18 protein-coding genes are annotated in these 15,949 nt (G+C 67.9%); 10 read left to right on the forward strand and 8 right to left on the reverse strand.

Annotation, left to right across the window (positions count from 1 at the left end; genetic code table 11):
• The first annotated feature begins 9 nt into the window (after positions 1 to 9).
• Both CUJ89_RS20635 and CUJ89_RS20640 read left to right on the forward strand, forming a co-directional pair.
• The gene (locus CUJ89_RS20635; protein ID WP_114179331.1) at positions 10 to 2,232 is read left to right on the forward strand and encodes an amylo-alpha-1,6-glucosidase; all 2,223 of its coding nucleotides are present in this window, start codon (positions 10 to 12) and stop codon (positions 2,230 to 2,232) included.
• Positions 2,233 to 2,328: 96 nt separating this feature from the next.
• Positions 2,329 to 2,580, forward strand: coding sequence for a hypothetical protein (locus CUJ89_RS20640; protein WP_114179332.1), 252 nt, complete (start codon positions 2,329 to 2,331; stop codon positions 2,578 to 2,580).
• Between the two features lie 497 nt (positions 2,581 to 3,077).
• On the opposite strand, the gene penR is transcribed toward CUJ89_RS20640, so the two are convergent.
• Entirely contained in the window at positions 3,078 to 3,968 is an 891-nt protein-coding gene (gene penR / locus CUJ89_RS20650) for a beta-lactamase transcriptional regulator PenR (RefSeq protein WP_114179334.1), read from the reverse strand.
• A gap of 128 nt (positions 3,969 to 4,096) precedes the next feature.
• On the opposite strand from penR, the gene blaPEN-bcc reads away from it, so the two are divergent.
• The gene (blaPEN-bcc, locus tag CUJ89_RS20655; protein ID WP_114179335.1) at positions 4,097 to 5,014 is read left to right on the forward strand and encodes a PEN family class A beta-lactamase, Bcc-type; all 918 of its coding nucleotides are present in this window, start codon (positions 4,097 to 4,099) and stop codon (positions 5,012 to 5,014) included.
• A gap of 341 nt (positions 5,015 to 5,355) precedes the next feature.
• Here blaPEN-bcc and CUJ89_RS20665 read toward each other — a convergent pair whose 3' ends face one another.
• Entirely contained in the window at positions 5,356 to 5,556 is a 201-nt protein-coding gene (locus CUJ89_RS20665) for a hypothetical protein (protein ID WP_114179336.1), read from the reverse strand.
• Here CUJ89_RS20665 and CUJ89_RS38030 point away from each other — a divergent pair.
• A complete protein-coding gene (locus CUJ89_RS38030) occupies positions 5,555 to 5,722 on the forward strand; it encodes a hypothetical protein (protein WP_161556549.1) in 168 nt (55 codons plus the stop codon). The two genes, CUJ89_RS20665 and CUJ89_RS38030, sit on opposite strands and share 2 nt — an antisense overlap.
• A gap of 361 nt (positions 5,723 to 6,083) precedes the next feature.
• On the opposite strand, the gene CUJ89_RS20670 is transcribed toward CUJ89_RS38030, so the two are convergent.
• The 4 genes from CUJ89_RS20670 to CUJ89_RS20685 all read right to left on the reverse strand — a co-directional run bounded on the left by CUJ89_RS20670 (position 6,084) and on the right by CUJ89_RS20685 (position 9,456).
• Positions 6,084 to 6,452 carry an antibiotic biosynthesis monooxygenase family protein gene (locus tag CUJ89_RS20670; RefSeq protein WP_114179337.1) on the reverse strand — a complete coding sequence of 123 codons (369 nt, stop codon included), beginning with the start codon at positions 6,450 to 6,452 and terminating at the stop codon, positions 6,084 to 6,086.
• A 34-nt stretch (positions 6,453 to 6,486) separates the two neighbouring features.
• A complete protein-coding gene (locus CUJ89_RS20675; RefSeq protein ID WP_114179338.1) occupies positions 6,487 to 6,933 on the reverse strand; it encodes a MarR family winged helix-turn-helix transcriptional regulator in 447 nt (148 codons plus the stop codon).
• Positions 6,934 to 7,420: 487 nt separating this feature from the next.
• Complete coding sequence (locus tag CUJ89_RS20680) at positions 7,421 to 8,797, reverse strand: ATP-binding protein (RefSeq protein ID WP_114179339.1); 1,377 nt, start codon at positions 8,795 to 8,797, stop codon at positions 7,421 to 7,423.
• Positions 8,794 to 9,456, reverse strand: a complete 663-nt coding sequence (locus CUJ89_RS20685; RefSeq protein WP_096473744.1) for a response regulator — start codon at positions 9,454 to 9,456, stop codon at positions 8,794 to 8,796. Before CUJ89_RS20685 ends, CUJ89_RS20680 begins: the two co-directional genes overlap by 4 nt.
• 232 nt (positions 9,457 to 9,688) lie before the next feature.
• Here CUJ89_RS20685 and CUJ89_RS20690 point away from each other — a divergent pair, with 232 nt between their 5' ends.
• The 5 genes from CUJ89_RS20690 to CUJ89_RS20715 all read left to right on the forward strand — a co-directional run bounded on the left by CUJ89_RS20690 (position 9,689) and on the right by CUJ89_RS20715 (position 13,871).
• Positions 9,689 to 10,042 carry a YgiW/YdeI family stress tolerance OB fold protein gene (locus CUJ89_RS20690; protein ID WP_114179340.1) on the forward strand — a complete coding sequence of 118 codons (354 nt, stop codon included), beginning with the start codon at positions 9,689 to 9,691 and terminating at the stop codon, positions 10,040 to 10,042.
• Between the two features lie 56 nt (positions 10,043 to 10,098).
• Positions 10,099 to 10,959 carry a MurR/RpiR family transcriptional regulator gene (locus tag CUJ89_RS20695; protein WP_047902647.1) on the forward strand — a complete coding sequence of 287 codons (861 nt, stop codon included), beginning with the start codon at positions 10,099 to 10,101 and terminating at the stop codon, positions 10,957 to 10,959.
• A gap of 178 nt (positions 10,960 to 11,137) precedes the next feature.
• Positions 11,138 to 11,998 carry an isocitrate lyase/PEP mutase family protein gene (locus CUJ89_RS20700; protein ID WP_114179341.1) on the forward strand — a complete coding sequence of 287 codons (861 nt, stop codon included), beginning with the start codon at positions 11,138 to 11,140 and terminating at the stop codon, positions 11,996 to 11,998.
• A gap of 335 nt (positions 11,999 to 12,333) precedes the next feature.
• A complete protein-coding gene (locus CUJ89_RS20710) occupies positions 12,334 to 12,600 on the forward strand; it encodes a YodC family protein (RefSeq protein WP_114179343.1) in 267 nt (88 codons plus the stop codon).
• A gap of 101 nt (positions 12,601 to 12,701) precedes the next feature.
• A complete protein-coding gene (locus CUJ89_RS20715; protein WP_114179344.1) occupies positions 12,702 to 13,871 on the forward strand; it encodes a cytochrome P450 in 1,170 nt (389 codons plus the stop codon).
• Positions 13,872 to 13,886: 15 nt separating this feature from the next.
• On the opposite strand, the gene CUJ89_RS20720 is transcribed toward CUJ89_RS20715, so the two are convergent.
• Complete coding sequence (locus CUJ89_RS20720) at positions 13,887 to 14,213, reverse strand: superinfection immunity protein (protein ID WP_114179345.1); 327 nt, start codon at positions 14,211 to 14,213, stop codon at positions 13,887 to 13,889.
• Positions 14,214 to 14,303: 90 nt separating this feature from the next.
• The gene (locus CUJ89_RS20725; RefSeq protein WP_114179346.1) at positions 14,304 to 14,723 is read right to left on the reverse strand and encodes a rhodanese-like domain-containing protein; all 420 of its coding nucleotides are present in this window, start codon (positions 14,721 to 14,723) and stop codon (positions 14,304 to 14,306) included.
• A 114-nt stretch (positions 14,724 to 14,837) separates the two neighbouring features.
• On the opposite strand from CUJ89_RS20725, the gene ftrA reads away from it, so the two are divergent.
• On the forward strand, positions 14,838 to 15,812 hold the full coding sequence (gene ftrA / locus CUJ89_RS20730) for a transcriptional regulator FtrA (protein WP_114179347.1): 975 nt from the start codon (positions 14,838 to 14,840) through the stop codon (positions 15,810 to 15,812).
• Positions 15,813 to 15,949: the final 137 nt, after the last annotated feature.

The raw sequence follows: 15,949 nt of genomic DNA on the forward strand, positions 1-15,949 counted from the left end.
GGAGCATCGATGCCGAATCACGCCGAAGCCACGACGACGCAGGCGCCGCAAGTCGCGCCCACTGCCCCGACCCCAGCGTCGGGCCCCGCATTCATCGCGCCCGAAGCCGATCCTCAGGCGCTCGCGCGCAACAACCAGTACGTGCTGAAATCCGGCGACGCGTTCGTGGTCAGCGACGCGCTCGGCGACATCGGCGGTCATGACGACGGCCTGTTCGTCGACGACATGCGCGTGCTGTCGACCTGGCGCCTGACGTTCGGCGGCCGCGCGCCGTCGCTGCTGTCGGGCGCGACGAGCGCCGACAACGCATCCTTCACCGCGCACCTGACGAACCGCCCGCTGCCGCCGCTCGGCGGGCACGAGACGCCCGAGGGCGTGATCCATATCGAGCGGATGCGCGTACTCGCGGGCGACGTGCTTTACGAAGCGCTGACGCTGACGAACTACGGCGCGAGCGAAGCCGAGGTGCCGCTGTCGCTGTCGTTCGCGGCCGATTTCAAGGACATGTTCGAGGTGCGCGGCACGCAGCGCCCGAAGCGCGGCACCGTGGTGTCGCCGCGCATCGACGCAGGCGCGGTGCGGCTGCGCTACGACGGCCTCGACAGCGTCGAGCGCAACGTGACCGTGCATTTCTCGCCGGCGCCCGATGCGCTGTCGGTCGATCGCGCCGACTACACGCTGACAATCGCCGCGCAGGCGTGCGTATCGATCTACCTGACCGTCGACGCGACGCTCGGCCCGGCGCACGGCGAAGCGCCGGGGTGCGGCCGCGTCGCGCTGCGCACCGCGCTCGTCGGCGTGCACCGCGAGATGCGCGCGCGGCGCGAGTCGATGGCGCGCGTGAACACCGGCAATCCGCTGTTCGACGCGTGGCTCGACCGTTCGCTCGCGGATCTCGGGCTGCTCACGACGCAGCTCGACACGGGGCCGTACCCGTATGCGGGCATTCCGTGGTTCTCGACGCCGTTCGGCCGCGACGCGGTGATCACGTCGCTGCAGATGCTGTGGCTGCAGCCGTCGCTCGCGCGCGGCGTGCTGCGTTTCCTGGCCGAGCACCAGGCGCGCGAGACATCCGCGTTCCGCGACGCGGAGCCCGGCAAGATCATGCACGAGTTCCGCCGCAGCGAGATGGCCGCGACGGGCGAGGTGCCGTTCGCGCTGTACTACGGCGGCGTCGACACGACGCCACTCTTCATCGTGCTGGCCGGCGCGTATGTCGAACGCACCGGCGACGATGCGCTGATCGACGAGCTGTGGCCCGCGCTCGAGCGCGCCGCGCAATGGGTGATCGACAAGTGCGACCGCAATCCTTACGGACTGCTCGATTACCAGCGCACGTCGGAGCGCGGCCTCGCGAACCAGGGCTGGAAGGACAGCCACGATTCCGTGTTCCATGCGGACGGCCGCTTCCCGGACGGGCCGATCGCGCTCGTCGAAGTGCAGGCCTACGCGTGTGCGGCGCTCGATGCGATGTCGGTGTGCTCGCACCGGCGCGGCCACGCGGCCGACGCTACGCGCTACGCACTGCGTGCGAAGACGCTGCGCGAACAGGTCGACGCGCTGTTCTGGATGCCGGAAGGCGATTTCTACGGGATCGCGCTCGACGGTCATGGCGACCTGTGCCGCGTGTTCGCGTCGAACGCGGGCCACCTGCTCGCCTTCGGGCTGCCCGATGCCGAGCGCGGCGCGGCGGTCGCCGGCGTGCTCGGCTCGGCGCTGTTCCAGACGGGCTGGGGCATCCGCACGCTCGCGGCCGGCCAGCCGCGCTTCAACCCGATGGCGTATCACAACGGCTCGGTGTGGCCGCACGACAATGCGCTTATCGCGCGCGGGCTCGCGCGCTATGGCGACAAGACGGCCGCGGTGAACCTGCTGCGCGCGCTGTTCGAGGCGGCGGTGAGCTTCGAGATGCGGTTGCCGGAGCTGTTCTGCGGGTTCCCGCGCCGGCGCGGCGAACCGCCGACCGCGTATCCGGTTGCCTGCCTGCCGCAGGCGTGGGCGGCCGGCGCGCCGTTCATGATGTTGCAGGCGTGCCTCGGCGTGAGCATCGACGCGACGCGGCACGAGGTGCGCGTCGAACGCCCGACGCTGCCGGAAGGCGTCGACTGGCTGCGGATCGACGCGCTGCGCGTCGGCGACGAAACCGTGTCGCTGACGTTCCGCCGCGTCGACGGCCAGGTCGTCGCGTCGGCGGAGCAGCCGGGCCGCGTGAAGGTGGTCGCGGTGCTGTAGTGCGGCGCTGCGCGAACGTTGCGCGATGTCGCGCCACGTTCGTGCGCAGCGGCATAGAATCGTGACATGACCCTTGAGCGATGGCGGAGGTAAACGATGACGACCGACAACCGGCCCGACGACGGCGAGCAGAAGCTCGAGAATCTGGAAGCGGCGGTCGACCACCTGCACAAGTCGATCGAATCGCAGAGCATCGCGGTCGGCGCGGCGAAGGGCATCCTGTTCAGCCTGATCGAAACGCTCGGCGCACTGATCGGCGATCCCGACCTGCCCGAGCACGCGCGCTCGGGTTACCAGGCGCTGCGCGACAAGGCGAGCGAACTGCGCAGCGGGCTCGACCGGCATTGATGAGCGGATTGCGCCGGCACCTGCCGCCCGGGCAGCGCCGGCGCTGCCCGATCCTGCAGACGAAGCACAAAACCCCGTGCGCTCAATGAGTTAGGCGGCCGATGCGCAGGATATCCACAAGCTTGCCAACAAAATCTGTGGAGAACCGGCCCGCTTCGGGCCGGGTGCGCGGCGCGTGCCGTGCGAAAGCCCTTGCGCTGCCGTGACCTTGACCGTTCAAGGTCCGCGAATCGAATCCCCTTTTGTATCAGGATGTTACGCGCCGCATCGGCGGGATATCCACAGGCTTGCCAACACTTTCTGTGGACAACTCGCAATCGATTGCGTCGCGACAGTTGAGGATCGCGCCGGCCGCAGCCGCCGCGCGAAGCCCGTGCGCACGGGCTGCCCGATGTCTGCGTCGGCACGCTAATTCGTGCGCGATCAAGGGGTTAGGGCCCGGGTACCCAGGATATCCACATCCTTGCCAACACTTTCTGTGGATAAACGGGGCCGCGTCATTCGGCTGGCGCCGTGTCGGCCGCTTCGGCCGCGATCCAGTCGCGAAAGAGCGTCATCGCGGGCGTGAGCGGTTTCGACTTCAGCGACGTGAGCCAGTAGCCGCCGGCGCGCACGTCGATGTCGAGCGGCCGCGCGAGCAGGCCGAGCTGCAGTTCGCGCGCGAACATGCAGGCCGGCGCGAGCGCGACGCCCGCGCCCTGCATCGCGGCCTCGACCATCAACCGCGACGAATCGAACACGGGCCCGTTGACCGTCCACGGCTCGAGCTGCGCGGCGTCGAACCAGCCGAGCCATTCGTCGGTGCGGTACGAGCGCAGCAGCGTCTCGTTCGCGAGATCGGCCGGCTGCGCGAGGCGCCGTGCGATCTCCGGCGCGCACAGCGCGGTGAGCGGCGCATCGAGCAGGCGCTCGTTGCGCGTCGTCGGCCAGTTGCCTTCACCGAAGCGGATCGCGAAGTCGAGCCCCTCGGCGGCGAGGTCGACGACGTTGTTGTTGGTCCGCAGCCGCAGCTCGACGAACGGGTGCGTATCGCCGAACTGCTTCAGGCGTGGCATTAGCCAGCCTATGGCAAAGGTGCCGACGACACCGAGCGTCAGGACTTCGTGGAAACGCCCGCCGTCGAACTGCTTGAGCACCGTCTCGATGCGGCTGAACGCGTCGCTCAGCACCGGCAGCAACGCGCGCCCCTCGTCGGTGAGCCCGAGGCCGCGCGGCAGCCGCGTAAACAGCGTGCAGCCTAGCCGCTCCTCGAGCGAGCGCACCTGCTGGCTGACCGCGGCCTGGGTCACGCTCAGCTCGAGGCCGGCGCGCGTGAAATTCAGGTGGCGCGCCGACGATTCGAACGCGCGCAGTGCATTGAGCGGAAGGTGAGGGCGGAGCTTCGTCATAAGATTTTCTTTTGTCAGCGCTCAATTATCGTTGCTTGTCAGGCAACCGTAAAGTCCCGATAGTGCTGTCTCGGCGGCCGGCCGTTTTCAACGCCATTTCGCCGCCATTCCACCATGAGACAACCGACATGACCTACTCATCGAAACGTCGAACCCTGTTGCTGGCCGCCGCGACGGCACCGCTCGTCCTGACCGTCACCGCGTGCGCGTCGCCGCAGGCCGCGGCGCGGGACGAGGCCACGGCGGCCGTGGCCCCCGCTGCCGCCGCGGCGGCGCTTGCCGATCTGGAACGCGACGCGGGCGGCCGTCTCGGCGTGTGCGCGATCGACACCGCGAGCGGCCGGGTCGTGGAGCATCGCGCGAACGAGCGCTTCCCGTTCTGCAGCACGTTCAAGACAATGCTGAGTGCGGCGGTGCTCGCGCAGAGCGTCGAGCGTCCGGGGTTGCTGCAACAGCGCGTGACGTACGGCAAGGCCGACCTCGTCAACTATTCGCCGGTGACGGAGAAGCATGTCGGCGCGGGCATGACGGTCGCCGAGCTGTGCGCGGCCGCGATCCAGTACAGCGACAACTCGGCCGCGAACCTGCTGATGAAGCTGCTCGGCGGCCCGTCGGCCGTGACCGCATACGCGCGCTCGATCGGCGACGACACGTTCCGGCTCGATCGATGGGAGACCGAACTGAATACTGCGGTGCCGGGTGACCTGCGCGACACGACGACGCCCGCCGCGATGGCCGCGAGCCTGCGCGTGCTGACGCTCGGCGATGCACTGCCGGCCGCGCAGCGTGCGCAGCTCGTCACCTGGTTGCGCGGCAACAAGGTCGGCGACAAGCGGATTCGTGCAGGCGTGCCGGCCGGGTGGACGGTCGGCGACAAGACGGGCACCGGCGACTACGGGACGACCAACGATGCTGGCGTGATGTGGCCGACGTCGCGCGCACCGATCGTGCTGGTCGTGTACTACACGCAGGCGCGTGCCGATGCGCGGGCGAAGGACGACGTGATCGCGTCGGTCGCGCGTATCGTGGCCCAGACGTTCAGTTGAGCCGGGCGGCGCGGCATGCGTGACGAGATCCGCATGCACACCGTGCCGCTGTCGTGACCCGCGTGATCAAACGTTGTGCGATCAACGACTTAGGTCACGCATGCTCAGGATATCCACATGCTTGCCAACAAAATCTGTGGACAAGCCCGTACGCACGCGCGGCAGGCGGCCCGTCACGCGGCCAAGCGATGCGTGGCCGGCGATTTGCCGGCCGCGTGCCGCATTCGAAGCGGCGCGGACAAAGCCTTTCGGATCAAGCGCTTGGTCGCGGTATGCGCAGGCTATCCACAAGCTTGCCAACAAAATCTGTGGACAAGCCCGCGCGGCCGCCATCGCGATGGTCAGCGCTGCCGATCGTCGACGGCGGGCCAGCGCGCGAACGCGAACACCCACAGCATGACGAAGTTCAGGACGGGAACGAACATCGTCAGGATCCACCAGCCCGAATGCCCGGTGCGCCGGACGATGCGGATATACGGATAGACGACGATGGCGACGAGCACGAGTGAGACGAGCAACTGCCACGCGGTGAAGTGTTCCATGGCCTTCCTCGGAGTGATGTGTCGTGGTGCGGCGCCGGCGGAACGGCCGGCTCGCATGATCTTGATGCGCGGCGTGCGCGTGCGTCAAGGCGCGGGCGGCGTGCCGCTGTTGCGCCGGATCGTCCGTATTCGCGCAGGCCCGGGCCGCATGTTGCCGAAACGGTGACGCGGCGCATGAACCGTTGGCCGATCAACGGGTTAGCGCATGCTTGCGCAGGATATCCACAAGCTTGCCAACAAAATCTGTGGGTAAGTGGCGCGGCGCACGGCCGGCACGCGTGCGGCGATCGCGACGTGCATCGCCGTGGCGTCGTGATGCGAAGTGCGGCGAAGCGGCGCGCGCGAAGGCCCTCATTCGGGCCCTGTCTGCATCACGCGTGCCAAAGTCCATCGGATCAAGGGCTTAGCGTTGCGGTGCGCAGGATATCCACAAGCTTGCCAACATTTTCTGTGGAGAAGTCCGGGTTCGGGATCGGCCGATGCCACATCCGACAGAAGCCGTGCGCAACTCCGATTCGCGCGTGCACTCAGGCGGTGCAGATGCCGGCCACACCGACTTTCTGGAACAGATGCGGGCTGGCGACGGCGGACGACGGATAGGCCGAGAGTTTTGCGACGAACTCGGGATGCGTGAAGGCCGCGCGAAACGCGCTGGTCGATTCCCAGATCGCGTAGTTCAGGTAAGTCGGACTGTCGCCGAGCGCGCGATGAAGCTGGGTCGAGATGAATCCCGGCTGTCGTTTCATGAACGCGGCATCGTCCTTCCATACAGCCAGAAAGTCTGCTTCGTCCGCGGGTTCCAGCGTGAACACGTTGACGAGGACGACCGGCTCCGCGTCGATGGCGATCTGTCGCTGGATCGGAAAGTTCGGATCCATCGGTTTGAACTGCGGCATGGGAACTCCTGTGGGTCATGGGGCAATTGAACGATCACGCCTGGCCATCCTGGCCATGCGCGCTGGACATCGCCGACAGAACGCGAATCGCCGCATCCAGGTCGGCCGAACTGAACTCGCCGGCGATGTCGCGGACATGCTGCTGCCATTGCGCGACCACGGCCTGATAGGCCGTATCGCCGCGAGGCGTCAGCGAATACAACGGGGAGCGCTTGTGCGCCGGGTTGGGCAGCGACCGGACCAGCTCTTCATCGACCAGCACGTTGATCTGTTTCAGGACGGCCTGCCGGGTGATGCCCATCGCGTCGGCAATCTGCGGGATGTTCGGGGCTTCCGGCGCCATCGAGATGGCGCCCAGCACTTGCCAGCGTGCACTGGTCAGCCCGTGCGGCGCGGCAAAGGTGTTGCCCCATTCGATCAGCAGCCCGTTCAACCGGAATACGGACAACGCTACGGTGGTCAACTTCGCGGATTTCGTCATATTCAATACGCGTCATGAATTGACAACCACTTTACGTAATGGACAACTGGTTGTCAAATTGCGGTGTGCGTCGTCGAACGAGGCCGGCCAGGTGAACGTGTGACGCGATCCGGCACCGGTAGCATCGGCCGCAGCGGGTTGCCAACCAACAAGAAAGAACCTGGAGAGGATCAGTGAGAACGATCTGGAGAATGATCGCTGCCCCGTCGCAAACCGGACGACTATCCGAAGGGGCGCCTGTATTGTGCCGCGGAGCAGCACGCGCGCATCCTCGAAACCTCGACCGGCCTGCGGGTCGAGCGGATCGTCTACGACAATTGAGCCGAGGTCATCGCGGCGGCGAGCATGTGCCCGTTCGTGACCGCATGGCGCATTTGCCGCGCACGGCTGACAAACCCTTTCCGATCAATGGTTTGGTGCCGTTAGCGGAAGGTTGTCCACAAGCTTGCCAACATAATCTGTGGACAAGCTGCCGGTCGCACGCGCATCAGGCCGGTACCGGGAACCGCACCGTCACGGTGAGCCCGCGCCCGCCGTGCGTGGTACTGAGCGCGACCGTCGCGCGATGCTGTTCGGCGATCCGCTTGACGATCGACAGTCCGAGCCCGCTGCCCGACGATGTGGCAGCCTGCGCGCCCTCGCCGCGATAGAAGCGCTCCCACACGTCGGTGCGCTCGGCTTCCGGGATGCCGGGGCCGTCGTCGGCGACTTCGAGTACGGGCGTTGCGCCGTCGATGCGCGCGGACACGTCGACGCGCGCGCCGTCGCCCGCATAGCGGACCGCATTGTCGACGAGGTTGTTCAGCAGCACGCGCAGCGTGTCGGCATTGCCCGCGGCCGTCACGGGCGACGACACGATCGCGCCGAGATCGATCCGGTGCGCGTCGGCGACGCGCGTGCGATCCGCGACCACCGACCGGCACAGCGCGGCGAGATCGACGGGCGCGGCCGCGCTCGCAGACGCTTGCGCATCGGGTTCGAGGCGCGCGAGCGTCAGCAACTGCTCGGCGAGGTGGCCGAGGCGGGTCGTGCCCGCATGGATCTGCGCGAGGATGCGCTCGCGCTCGTCGGAGGTTGCCGCGCGCCGCAGCAATTGCGACTGGATCGAGAGCCCCATGATCGGCGTGCGCAACTCGTGCGCGGCATCGGCGATGAAGTGCCGTTGCAGCGTGAACGAGCGGTCGAGCCGCGCGAGCAGATCGTTGATCGCTTCGGCGAGCGGACGGACCTCGTTCGGCATCGATTCGACGTCGACCGGTTCAAGATTATTCGCATTCCTGCGTTTAAGGCCGGACGCGATCGTGCGCAGCGGCCGCAACCCCGCGCCGATGCCGAACCACAGACCGATCGCCAGCAACGGCAGCATCGAGAACACGGGCCACAGCAGGTGCACGGCAATGCCCGCGATCGCTTCCCATCGCGCATGTCGCGCCTGTGCGAGCCGGATCGTCGTGCCGCCGCGCTCGGTCACATAGGTACGCCACGGCTGGCCGCCGACGTCGACGCTCGCGATGCCCGTCTGCGCCGGCGGCGGCAGCTTCGAATCGCGGTCGGTCGAATACATGAGCGTGCCGTTGCGCCAGACCTGCAGCAGCACCGCATCGGGATCGCTGGCCTCGAAGCCGTGCTTGCCGTTGACTTGGTTGCTGAACGACAGCTCGCCGTTCGGGCCGACGGCGATCTGTTTCGACATGCTGCGCATCTGGTCGTCGAGCAGGTCGTCGAGTTCGCGCAGCGCGCCCCAGTAGGTGCCCGCGCTCGCGACCAGGCCGATCACGCACGCGGCCGGCAGCAGCCACATCAGCAGGCGCCGCCGCAGCGACGCGCTGCGCCAGCGCTCGATCGCGCGTTGCATGCGCGTCATGCGCCGTCACCGATCCGGTAGCCGACGCCGCGCACGGTGCGGATCATGTCGTGGCCGAGCTTCTTGCGCAGGTTGTGGATATGCACCTGCACCGCGTTGCTCTCGATTTCCTCGCCCCAGCTGTACAGCCGCTCCTCGAACTGCTCGCGCGAAATCACCGCGCCCGGTTCGCGCATCAGTTCGTGCAGCAGCACGAACTCCTTCGGCGACAGCGGCACTTCTTCGTCGTCGAGCCAGACGAGGTGCTTGACGGGATCGAGCCGCAGCGGGCCGATCGCGAGTGTCGTCTGCGCGCGCCCCGCATGGCGGCGGTTGACCGCGCGGATGCGGGCGAGCAGTTCGTCGAGCTCGAACGGCTTGACGAGGTAGTCGTCCGCGCCGCTGTCGAGGCCCGCGATGCGGTCCGGCACGCCGTCGCGCGCGGTGATGATGATCGCGGGCAGGGTTTCGTCGCGGCGGCGCAGCGCGGCCAGCACCGACAGGCCGTCGCGGTTCGGCAGCCCGAGATCGAGCAGCAGCAGCCCGTAGCCGGTCGAGCGCAGCGCGAGCGACGCGGCGTCGCCGTCCTTCACCCAGTCGACCGCGAAGCCTTCCTGTTTGAGGCCCTGTTCGAGCCCGCTGCCGATCAGCGGATCGTCCTCGACGAGCAGTACGCGCATGGATTCGAGTCTCTTCAACGGGGTGCCGCGGCGCCCGGGGTTCCCATGATAAGCGCACGCGTCTTAGGCCGAGCTTAAATGCGGGCGGTGCGTGGCGGGCTTGCGTACCGGCCCGATGCGGCACCGTGTCGCCTCGGCGCGACCTTCAGGTTTGCTTAATCTTACGGTCCGTAATCTGGCGTCGTCGCGTTCAACGGGGCGCGGCGTCACATCGAAGAAGAGGAACGAAATCATGAAACATCTGGCCAGAATCCTGACGGTCGCGCTCGCCGCGCTGCCCGCCGCCGTCTACGCGCAATACACGGGGCCGTCCGCGCTGACTTCGACGACCGTCAAGGAACTGCTCGCGAACGGCAAGGACGACCAGCACGTGCAGTTGCAGGGGCGCATCGTCAAGCATGTCGGCGGCGAGGATTACGAGTTCGCCGACGCGACGGGCACGATCCGCGTCGAGATCGACAACAAGCTGTGGGCGGCCGGCCAGCCCGTCAGCGACAAGAGCGAAGTGAAGGTGACCGGCGAATTCGAGCGCAAATGGTCGGGCCGCGTGAAGGTCGACGCTGACCACGTCGAAGTGCTGCGCTGACCGGTGCGCGCGGGCGCCGGTGATAACATGGACGACCGGTTCCCGTTCCCACCAAGATGGCCGCCAATTTCGACGAACTCGCGTCCCGGATCCGGGCGCAATTTTCCGAGCTGAGCCCGCAATTCCAGGCGGGCGCCGCATTCCTGCTCGATCATCCCGACGAAGTCGCCACGTCGTCGATGCGCAAGGTCGCGCAGCGCGCGCAGGTGCAGCCCGCGTCGCTCGTGCGGCTCGCGCAGCAATTCGGCTTTCCCGGCTGGAACGAGCTGCGCGACCTGTGCGTCGCGCGCGTGCGCACGCGCCCCGAGCCGCTCACGCAGCGGGCGCGCTCGCTGGTGCGGCCCGACGCGAAGGCGTCGCTCGCGCACGACCTGCTCGCCGCGCAGCAGCACAACCTGTCGGCCACCGCCGCGCAGAACGAGCACGCGCTCGCGGACGCGGCCAGGCTGATCCGCAAGGCGTCGCACGTGCATGTCGCGGGATTCCGCTCGTGTTATCCGGTCGCGTTCGGATTCGTGTACGGCTACCGGCTGTTCCGTCCGACCGTGTCGCTGCTCAACGGCGTCGCCGGCTCGCTCGAAATGGAACTGCGGACGATCGCGAAACAGAGCGTGACCGTGGTCGTCAGCTTCGCGCCGTATTCGGCGGAAGCGACGCGCGTCGCGCAGGCCGCCAAGGCGCAGGGCAGCCGGATCGTCGCGATCACCGACAGCGCGGTGTCGCCGATCGCGCTGCACGCGGACGCGCAACTGATCTTCACGCACGACAGCCCGTCGTTCTTTCCGTCGCTGGTGGCCGCGCATGCGATGGCCGAGGCGCTGGTCGCGCAGTTGCTGGCGCTCGAAGGCAGCGATGCGATCGCGGCGCTCGAGCGCACGGAAGCGGAACTGCACGCGAAGGGTGCTTACGTCGTTTGAGCGGGCTTCACGATTCAACCGGACGCAATCGATGACGTTCACATCCGAGGTGACCGACGCCGGCGCGCATCCGCCGCATCAGGTTTTTCCTGTCGCGCGACGACATTTCGGCCATCGCTGAAACGTCGCGCGCACAACCGGCGTAAGCTCACCCGTCGACACCTTCCGGGAGTACGCGATGACCCGTTCCGACCTGCAAGCCCGCCACGCCGAAGCTTTCCGCGCATTGCACACGCGCCCCGGCGCATTCATCATCCCGAACCCGTGGGATGCCGGCACCGCCCGCCTGCTCGCGATGGCCGGCTTCGAGGCACTCGCCACCACGAGCGCCGGCTACGCCTTTTCGAAAGGGCAGCCCGACTACGCGATCGACCGCGACGCGATGCTCGATCACATTGCCGATCTCGTCGCTGCGGGCGGCCTGCCCGTGAGCGCCGATCTCGAGAACGGCTTCGGCGACGCACCCGAAACGGTGGCCGAAACGATCCGGCTGGCAGCCGAGGCCGGCGCGGTCGGCGGCTCGATCGAGGATGCGACGGGCCGCGCCGATGCGCCGATCTACGCGCGCGACGCGGCGGTCGAGCGCATCGCGGCGGCCGTCGACGCGGCGCGCGCGCTGCCGTTTCCGTTCACGCTGACCGCGCGCTGCGAAAACTACCTGCACGGCCGTCGCGACCTCGCCGACACGATCGCGCGGCTCGTTGCCTATCGCGACGCGGGCGCCGACGTACTGTATGCGCCGGGCATCACCGACGCCGACGAGATCGCGGCGGTGACGCAGGCGGTCGGCGCGCCCGTCAACGTCGTGATGGGGCTGCAGGGCGGGTTGCTGAGCCTCGACGAGCTGGCGACGCTCGGCGTGAAGCGGGTCAGCGTCGGCGGCGCGTTGGCGCGGGCCGCGCTCGGCGCGTTCCTGCGCGGCGCGATGGAGATGGCGCGCGACGGCACGTTCACGTTTACGCAAGCGGCCGTTCCGGGGCGCGAACTCAATCGGTGGTTTGCGGCGCCCGATAATTCGCCGGTTTCGTTCGGAGAATGACCGCAAATAAAGCGTGGGATCGTTTCCAGTCGAAAGCTGATTGATAATAATCAATCGATTCCGCATCCGAATTAAACGTCGATGACGGCGCGAAAACCATCGTTTATTCTCCGCATTCCCCCCGTTCGACCGGAACCGACGCGTCAGCCGCGCCGGTTCTGGCAATCGGCGGCCCGCCACGCGCGCCAGTGTCGCGCATTGTTGCATTTTCCCGATGAACGAATTTCAGTGCGCGAGAGTTGCCGGTTATTTTTTTGATTGATAATCTGCGGCAGATGCGAATGACCGGCCGGTGGGCCGCCGGGAATATCAATATATAAAAAACTGAGAGAGCGATGACGATCCGAGAAAATCACCGCGTCGGATTTCGTGTCGGCGATGTCGTGACGCTGAAAACGGGCGGGCCGCGCATGACGGTCACCTATGCCGGGCCGGTCGTGTTCGACGACGGCGACTGGCTGATCTGCCAGTGGTTCGACGAAAGCGGCGAGTTCCGGCAGGAAATGTTCCCGCACGACACGGTGGCGCTCGAGCCGCGCGCGATTTCGGCCGGGCGCGTACGCATGCGCATGCAGTCGCATCGCTACCGGTCGGCTGCCTGACGCCAGCCTGTCGTTGCGATGCGGCAACGCGCGGTGCCCGCACCACGACATTTCACGCCAGCCCGAAACATGCGGCGGCGCAGCGCGCCGATACTGCTGGCATGAACCCGACCGATCCCATTGCCGCGGTCACGCACCGCGATCCCTATCCCTACTATGCGGCGCTCGTCGACAGGCCGTCGCTCGCGTTCGACGCCACGCTCGGCCTGTGGGTCGCGAGCCGCGCGGCGGCCGTGACGGCCGTGCTCGGCCATCCGGCCTGCCGTGTGCGCCCGCTGGACGCGCCGGTGCCCCCCGCGTTGCGCGGTACGACGGCCGGCGCGCTGTTCGGCGAGCTGGTGCGCATGAACGACGGCGCGTTGCGGCACGACGTGCCGAAGCAGGCGCTGCGCACGGCGTTCGCACCGATCGACACGGCTGCGCTGCGCGACCGTGCCGCGCAGCTTGCCACCCGACGGTTGCCGGCGCCGGGCGATGCCGACGCATTGAACGCGTGGTGCATGACGGTGCCCGTCTGCGCGGTCGCCGATCTGCTTGGCTTCGACGAGACGCAGCTCGACGACATCGCGGCGCGGGTCGTCGACTTCGTTGCCGCGCTGTCGCCGCTGTCGGACGCCGCGGCGCTGGCTCGTGCGAGCGACGGCGCGCGGCAACTGCTTGACCGGATGACGGAGCGCGTCGCGCAGACGCATGCGCACGACGGCACGCTCGTCGCCGCGGTGCAGCAGGCGGCCCGCGCGTCGGGCTGGCAGGCGAGCGGCGCGCTGGTCGCGAATCTCGTCGGGTTGCTGTCGCAGACCTGCGAGGCGACGGCCGCATGGCTCGGCAATGCGCTGGCGGCATGGAACGGGGAAGCGCAAGCCGCGCGCGTCGCGCCGGACGACGCCGCGCTCGACGCATTCGTTGCCGAAGTCGGACGCTTCGATTCGCCGGTGCAGAACACGCGCCGCTTCGTCGCGGCACGCACGACGATCGAAGGCGTGCCCGTCGAAGCCGGCGACGCGATTCTCGTCGTGCTTGCCGCGGCGAATCGCGACCCTGCGGTGTATCGCGACCCGCATCGGCTGATGCCCGGTCGTGCGCTCGGGCCGAATTTCGGTTTCGGCACGGGGCCGCATGGCTGTCCGGGCGAGCGGATCGCGCGGGCGGTGACGGCGGGGGCGTTCGGGGCGTGGTTGCGCGCGGGCGGCTGGCCGCCGCGCGACGGATTGAAGTGGAATTACCGCGCGTCGACCAACGTCAGGATGCCGAAGTTCGACGCGACACGGTGAGGGGGAAAGAGGGACTTAACGGCAGCCTTGCTTCTCCGCCCATTGCTCCTGGGCGGCGACGCGGCGCTGCACGCGCTCGACGAGACCGGTCGAGAAGGTCCGCATGCTGATGCCCCGACGCTTCGCGAGGATCGCCTGCGCGACATCGGTTCGCGGGTTCGGCTGGCAGGCCCAGTACAGCGTCATCAGCCAGCCGATGCCCGTCCACGCGAACAGCGCGTTGAACAGTGCGATCGTCAGCATATCGTGCCGGCCGCGCCTGTCGGCAATGATCGCCGGCAAAAAATAGAGTGCGATCGCGACGACCGAACCGGCCAGTTGAATCAGGACTGCATCATGCATGGTGCTGCTCCGTCCGAACTGCAATGAGACCGATTGTCGCGCTTTTTCGGTTCGTGTGCAGGCAATTGATTGTTGCGTTTTTAATGACGATCAGCCGGCTTCGGCGTCCGCCGGCTGCACTTCGTTGCTCAGCGCGAAACCTTCGTCGAGCCAGCCCGTCACGCCGCCGATCATCAGCTTGACGGGGCGGCCGAGGCGCGCGAGCTGGATCGCCGCGCGCGCGGCGCCGTTGCAGTGCGGGCCCGCGCAGTAGACGACGAACAGCGTGTCGGCCGGATAGCCGGCGAGCTTGCCTTCGATGATCTTGCGGCGCGGCAGGTTGCGCGCGCCGGGCACATGGCCGGCGGCGAACTGGTCGGGGCCGCGGACGTCGAGCAGCACGAAATCGGGCGCGCCCGATGCGAACGCGTCGTGCACGTCCCAGCAATCGGTCTCGAATCGCAGCGAAGCCTCGAAATGCGCGAGGGCGGCGGGGCTGTCGGCGGCGGGCACGTCGGTGACGAAAGACATGGGCAGGCTCTCCTGGATGAACGGGCGCGGAATGCGCCGGACTGGAGGGCAGTATCGCGGCCCGGCACGTTTCGCGGCAGTGGCGCGATCGACAAGTTCCGGTAACATCGCGCCATGCACAATCATCTCGTCGTCGCGCTCGCCTACGATCGCCTCTGCACCTTCGAATTCGGCTGCGTGGTCGAACTGTTCGCCCTCGAGCGCCCCGAACTCGGCGTCGACTGGTATCGCTTCGCGGTATGCGCGAGCGAGCCGGGGCCCGTGCGCGCGGCGGGCGGCATCACGGTCGCCGCGCCGTACCGGCTCGCGACGCTCGATCGCGCGGATACCATCGTGATTCCCGGCTGGCGCGATCCGGACGAACTGCCGCCGGAACCGTTGCTGAAGAAACTGCGGGCCGCGCATCGGCGCGGCGCGCGGCTCTGCTCGATCTGTTCGGGCGTGTTCGTGCTGGCGGCCGCCGGCGTGCTCGACGGGCTCACCGTGACGACGCACTGGCGTTACGCGGAGCGCCTGCAGGCGCGTTATCCGGCGCTGCGCGTGAATCCCGATGCGCTTTACGTCGACCAAGGGCAGGTCGTCACGTCGGCCGGGTCGGCGGCGGGGCTCGACATGCTGCTGCATCTCGTGCGTCGCGATCACGGCGGCGCCATCGCGAACCGCGTCGCGCAGCGCCTCGTGCTGCCGCCGCATCGCGACGGCGGCCAGGCGCAGTTCGTGCCGCGCCCGGTTGCGCCGGGCGGCAGCGACCGGCTCGCGAAGTTGATCGACTGGATGCGCGCGCACGCGGCCGAGCCGCATACGCTCGCGTCGCTTGCCGCGCAGGCCGCGATGAGCACGCGCACGCTGCAGCGTCAGTTCGCGGATGCGACGGGGATGTCGCCGCTTGCGTGGCTGATCCGCGAGCGCGTGAACGTCGCGAAGGACATGCTCGAAACGCATCCCGCGCTGTCGCTCGCGCAGGTCGCGGCGCGTGCGGGGTTCGGTTCCGAGGAATCGCTGCGCCGGCATTTCCGGCGCATCGCGGCGACCAGCCCGGCCGCGTACCGGCGCGGGATGGATCGCGGCACGCACGCGCAGGGCGCCTGAACATCGCGTTGCAGTGCGGCCACGGTTTCGGCCCTTGTTCGTCCATCGGCGACTTCTTCCACGCGTAAGATAGCGATCGCCGCGAGGCGGCGGCCAGCGGCCTCGCATGCGTTGCCACCGCTCTGAATCGCCGTTCA

The sequence above is a fragment of the Burkholderia pyrrocinia genome (assembly GCF_003330765.1).
GTDB classification, from domain to species: Bacteria; Pseudomonadota; Gammaproteobacteria; order Burkholderiales; family Burkholderiaceae; genus Burkholderia; species Burkholderia pyrrocinia_B.

Coding starts and splice junctions, on each gene's coding strand:
- CUJ89_RS38030 (WP_161556549.1), top strand. CDS start 5,555: ATGGCCTTCCTCGGAGTGATGTGTCGTGGTGCGGCGCCGGCGGAACGG.
- CUJ89_RS20715 (WP_114179344.1), top strand. CDS start 12,702: ATGAACCCGACCGATCCCATTGCCGCGGTCACGCACCGCGATCCCTAT.
- CUJ89_RS20690 (WP_114179340.1), top strand. CDS start 9,689: ATGAAACATCTGGCCAGAATCCTGACGGTCGCGCTCGCCGCGCTGCCC.
- CUJ89_RS20685 (WP_096473744.1), bottom strand. CDS start 9,456: ATGCGCGTACTGCTCGTCGAGGACGATCCGCTGATCGGCAGCGGGCTC.
- CUJ89_RS20680 (WP_114179339.1), bottom strand. CDS start 8,797: ATGACGCGCATGCAACGCGCGATCGAGCGCTGGCGCAGCGCGTCGCTG.
- CUJ89_RS20700 (WP_114179341.1), top strand. CDS start 11,138: ATGACCCGTTCCGACCTGCAAGCCCGCCACGCCGAAGCTTTCCGCGCA.
- CUJ89_RS20665 (WP_114179336.1), bottom strand. CDS start 5,556: ATGGAACACTTCACCGCGTGGCAGTTGCTCGTCTCACTCGTGCTCGTC.
- blaPEN-bcc (WP_114179335.1), top strand. CDS start 4,097: ATGACCTACTCATCGAAACGTCGAACCCTGTTGCTGGCCGCCGCGACG.
- CUJ89_RS20635 (WP_114179331.1), top strand. CDS start 10: ATGCCGAATCACGCCGAAGCCACGACGACGCAGGCGCCGCAAGTCGCG.
- CUJ89_RS20670 (WP_114179337.1), bottom strand. CDS start 6,452: ATGCCGCAGTTCAAACCGATGGATCCGAACTTTCCGATCCAGCGACAG.
- ftrA (WP_114179347.1), top strand. CDS start 14,838: ATGCACAATCATCTCGTCGTCGCGCTCGCCTACGATCGCCTCTGCACC.
- CUJ89_RS20725 (WP_114179346.1), bottom strand. CDS start 14,723: ATGTCTTTCGTCACCGACGTGCCCGCCGCCGACAGCCCCGCCGCCCTC.
- penR (WP_114179334.1), bottom strand. CDS start 3,968: ATGACGAAGCTCCGCCCTCACCTTCCGCTCAATGCACTGCGCGCGTTC.
- CUJ89_RS20695 (WP_047902647.1), top strand. CDS start 10,099: ATGGCCGCCAATTTCGACGAACTCGCGTCCCGGATCCGGGCGCAATTT.
- CUJ89_RS20640 (WP_114179332.1), top strand. CDS start 2,329: ATGACGACCGACAACCGGCCCGACGACGGCGAGCAGAAGCTCGAGAAT.
- CUJ89_RS20675 (WP_114179338.1), bottom strand. CDS start 6,933: ATGACGAAATCCGCGAAGTTGACCACCGTAGCGTTGTCCGTATTCCGG.
- CUJ89_RS20710 (WP_114179343.1), top strand. CDS start 12,334: ATGACGATCCGAGAAAATCACCGCGTCGGATTTCGTGTCGGCGATGTC.
- CUJ89_RS20720 (WP_114179345.1), bottom strand. CDS start 14,213: ATGCATGATGCAGTCCTGATTCAACTGGCCGGTTCGGTCGTCGCGATC.